This is a genomic window from Methanoculleus sp. UBA208 (assembly GCF_002498065.1).
Taxonomy (GTDB): domain Archaea; phylum Halobacteriota; class Methanomicrobia; order Methanomicrobiales; family Methanoculleaceae; genus Methanoculleus.
Map to the genome: position 1 here is coordinate 1 of NZ_DAFZ01000039.1, position 3,603 is coordinate 3,603.

Here is a 3,603-nt window from a genome sequence, read left to right on the forward strand (position 1 = left end):
ACCACGTCGTGACCCGGCACGCCGCAGGCGTGGCCATCCCGTGCGTGGTCGCTGCGGCTGCGCTCGACGCCGGAACCCAGATGTTCTCGCCCGAGAGCACTTCCAAGGTCTACGGCGACACCTTCGGCCAGGTCGACGTCTTCAACAAGCCGATCCAGCAGATCGCACAGGGTGTGTAAATAACACAGGATACCAATGACTGAAGCCATATACCCTCAGGTTCGAATCGTTTCTGCGCGATTCCTCAGACCCGACACTGCGGAACAACTCCTGAACAGGCTTGTTCAGGTCGGCGGGATTCGCCGGATGTCCATCAACGGACCGAGCATTCCCGAAACAGTTCCGTACGGCCCGGCACGGGGGAAACCCAACCCCCACCCGGACCGTAAGGTCATCCGTGTCGGAGACCAGGACGTCCAGCTCCAGGTACAGGTCGGAACAATCATCCTGGAGCTTGAGGACGAGTCGTACATTCCGGCTATTTGTGAAGCAGTCGACGAAGTCTTTGCCGATAAGGACTTCTCCTGCACCGTCCAGCAGGGGCGGTACATGAAGACTCAGCCGACGATGTCCGACTACGCTAAATACGGACCTGACGCCGACAAAGAGATCCTCGGGCTTGTCGATCCACGAAAGAAAGGCGGCCCGGTTATCATTCAGGGAACCAAGTGACATGCCTATCGGAAGAGTAACCCAGGTCGTCGATTGCCGCGAGAGCATGGGGATGGGAAAAGGAGGCGGTCTTGCCCAGCGGGGCACCATCTCTGAGGCCAGGTCCCCAGATGTGATCGTGATTGGAATGTCCCCCGGCCGCAGGCACGTGACGAAACCCGTCTGCGACATCACCTCCGGTCTCCGGAGGGAGGGGGCGGAGTTCTCCGTGACTACGCTCGTCCTCAACGCAGGAAGCGGGGTTCCGGCAGATTCTCCCGTCAAGGGTCACGTTCTCGGTGCCTATTTTGGGCTGACAGAGAAGGAGATCGCCCAGATCGAGCAGCACAAGGTCGCGATCCTGCACCACGGGAACGTCCGCTCCCATGTGGTGCAGAAGGTCCGGTTTATCCTTGAGCACGTGAACATCAGGGCAATCGTCGTCTCGCAAGTCCCGATCGACTTCGAAGATCTCGCAAAAGAGGGAGTCAGGACCGCGGTGGTTATGCCGCCGCCCGACCGGGTGAAGACGAAAGGCATTGTGATGGATATCGTCAGCGGTGTGACACGTGGTCAGACGCCAGGCAGAGGGAAATTGGCAGAGGTCATTCGTGCCGTTATGAAAGCGCTAAAAAGCCCAACATGAGGTGAAAGAAAACATGGCATACAAGCCCCAATACGGACCGGGTACATCCAAGGTCGCCGAGAACCGGCGCAAACAGATGAACCCCAGCCAGAAGCTTGAAAAGATGCGTGATGTGACAGATGAGGACATCGTGCTGATTCTCGGCCACAGGGCGCCGGGAGCCGCCTATCCGACGGCCCACCCGCCGCTCGCCGAGCAGCAGGAGCCCGACTGCCCCATCAGGAAGATTGTAACCCCGACGGACGGTGCAAAAGCCGGCGACCGTGTCCGCTACATCCAGTTCGCGGACTCGATGTTCTTCGCCCCCTGCCACCCCTACCAGCGGACCTACACCGAGTGCTACCGCTTCCGCGGTATCGACCCCGGTACGCTTTCCGGCCGTCAGATCGTCGAGTGCCGCGAGCGTGACCTGGAGAAGTACTCCAAGGAACTCGTCGAGACCGAACTCCTCGACCCGGCCCGCACCGGCATCCGCGGTGCGACCGTGCACGGTCACTCGCTCCGTCTCGCCGAGAACGGCATGATGTTCGACATGCTCCAGAGGAGTGTCCTTGGCGAGGACGGTATCGTCCGCTACGTCAAGAACCAGATCGGCGAGCCTCTCGACCGTGCGGTTGCCATCGGCAAGCCGCTCGACGAGAAGTGGCTCAAGGCCCACACGACGATCTTCCACTCCCTTGGCGGCACCCCCTACCGTGACGACGCCGAGTACATCGAATACGTCCAGCGGATCCACTCGCTGCGGACAAAGTACGGATTCATGCCCAAGGAGTGATGAGTTATGGCAAAGATTGAGAGAACCCAGAAGCTGTTCCTGAAATCCCTCAAGGAGAAGTTCCAGGGACAGGATCCCCAGTCCGAAACGGCTGAGTACTACAAGTTCAACGGCGTCCGCCAGTCTCCCCGTAAGATGGAGTTCATGAAGGCGAGCCGTGCCGTCGAGATGGACCGCGGCATCTCCATGTACGACCCCGTGCGCTGCCACCTTGGCGGTATCCCGCTCGGCCAGCGCCAGCTGATGACCTACGAGGTCTCCGGCACCGGCGTCTTCGTCGAGGGTGACGACCTGCACTTCGTCAACAACGCTGCGATGCAGCAGATGTGGGACGATATCCGCAGGACTGTCATCGTCAACATGGACCTTGCCCACCAGACCCTGCAGAAGCGTCTGGGCAAGGAAGTCACCCCCGAGACGATCAACGAGTACCTCCACGTGCTGAACCACGCCATGCCCGGCGCGGCCGTCGTTCAGGAGCACATGGTCGAGACTCACCCCGGCCTCGTCGACGACTGTTACGTCAAGGTCTTCACCGGCGACCAGGAACTCGCCGACGACCTCGAGCCCCAGTTCGTCCTCGACGTCGAGAAGCTCTTCCCCGCAAAGCAGGCCGAAGCGCTCTCTGCAGCCGTAGGAAAGTCCCTCTGGCAGGCCATCCACATCCCGACCACGGTATCGAGGACCTGTGACGGTGGAACGACCTCCCGGTGGTCTGCGATGCAGATCGGTATGTCCTTCATCGGCGCCTACCGCATGTGCGCCGGCGAAGCGGCCGTCGCCGACCTCTCCTACGCCGCGAAGCACGCAGGCGTCGTCCAGATGGCGTCCCACCTGCCCGCCCGGCGTGCCCGTGGCCCGAACGAGCCCGGCGGCATCATGTTCGGTGTCTTCTCCGATATCGTCCAGGCGAACCGGAAGTACCCCAACGACCCCGCGAAGGCCTCCCTTGAGGTCGTCGGCGCCGGAACCATGCTGTTCGACCAGATCTGGCTCGGCTCCTACATGTCCGGCGGTGTCGGCTTCACGCAGTACGCGACCGCGGCCTACACCGACAACATCCTCGACGAGTTCACCTACTACGGTATGGACTACATCAAGGACAAGTACAAGGTCGACTGGAAGAACCCGAGCCCGGACGACAGGGTCAAGCCGACCCAGGATATCGTCAACGACATCTCGACCGAGGTCGCCCTCAACGGCATGGAGCAGTACGAGCAGTTCCCGACCATGATGGAGGACCACTTCGGCGGGTCCCAGCGTGCCGGCGTGCTTGCCGCCGCGTCCGGTCTGTCGACCTCCATCGCGACCGGCAACTCGAACGCCGGCTTAAACGCCTGGTACCTCTGCATGCTCCTGCACAAGGACGGATGGTCGCGTCTCGGCTTCTTCGGCTACGACCTCCAGGACCAGTGCGGATCCGCAAACACGCTCTCCGTCCGTGGCGACGAGGGTGCGATCGGCGAGGTCCGTGGCCCGAACTACCCGAACTACGCTATGAACGTCGGACACCAGGGCGAGTACGCCGCAA

The 3,603-nt window shown here is 61.4% G+C and carries 4 protein-coding genes and 1 pseudogene; all 5 read left to right on the top strand.

Going from position 1 to position 3,603, the window contains the following annotated elements; all coding sequences use genetic code 11:
• Nucleotides 1–179: pseudogene (locus tag BRA62_RS03400) on the top strand (methyl-coenzyme M reductase subunit beta); the annotation flags it as partial.
• A gap of 16 nt (nucleotides 180–195) precedes the next feature.
• Nucleotides 196–672 carry a methyl-coenzyme M reductase operon protein D gene (gene mcrD, locus BRA62_RS03405; RefSeq protein ID WP_292364830.1) on the top strand — a complete coding sequence of 159 codons (477 nt, stop codon included), beginning with the start codon at nucleotides 196–198 and terminating at the stop codon, nucleotides 670–672.
• 1 nt (nucleotide 673) lies between these two features.
• Nucleotides 674–1,297 carry a methyl-coenzyme M reductase I operon protein C gene (mcrC, locus tag BRA62_RS03410; RefSeq protein WP_292364832.1) on the top strand — a complete coding sequence of 208 codons (624 nt, stop codon included), beginning with the start codon at nucleotides 674–676 and terminating at the stop codon, nucleotides 1,295–1,297.
• A gap of 13 nt (nucleotides 1,298–1,310) precedes the next feature.
• Nucleotides 1,311–2,072, top strand: coding sequence for a coenzyme-B sulfoethylthiotransferase subunit gamma (gene mcrG, locus BRA62_RS03415; RefSeq protein ID WP_292364834.1), 762 nt, complete (start codon nucleotides 1,311–1,313; stop codon nucleotides 2,070–2,072).
• Between the two features lie 6 nt (nucleotides 2,073–2,078).
• Nucleotides 2,079–3,603, top strand: a 1,525-nt coding sequence (mcrA, locus tag BRA62_RS03420) for a coenzyme-B sulfoethylthiotransferase subunit alpha (RefSeq protein WP_292364836.1), incomplete at its 3' end; no start/stop codon positions are given.

What these genes read in the sequence shown, in the direction of transcription:
- mcrD (WP_292364830.1), top strand. Translation starts at nt 196, where the DNA reads ATGACTGAAGCCATATACCCTCAGGTTCGAATCGTTTCTGCGCGATTC.
- mcrC (WP_292364832.1), top strand. Translation starts at nt 674, where the DNA reads ATGCCTATCGGAAGAGTAACCCAGGTCGTCGATTGCCGCGAGAGCATG.
- mcrG (WP_292364834.1), top strand. Translation starts at nt 1,311, where the DNA reads ATGGCATACAAGCCCCAATACGGACCGGGTACATCCAAGGTCGCCGAG.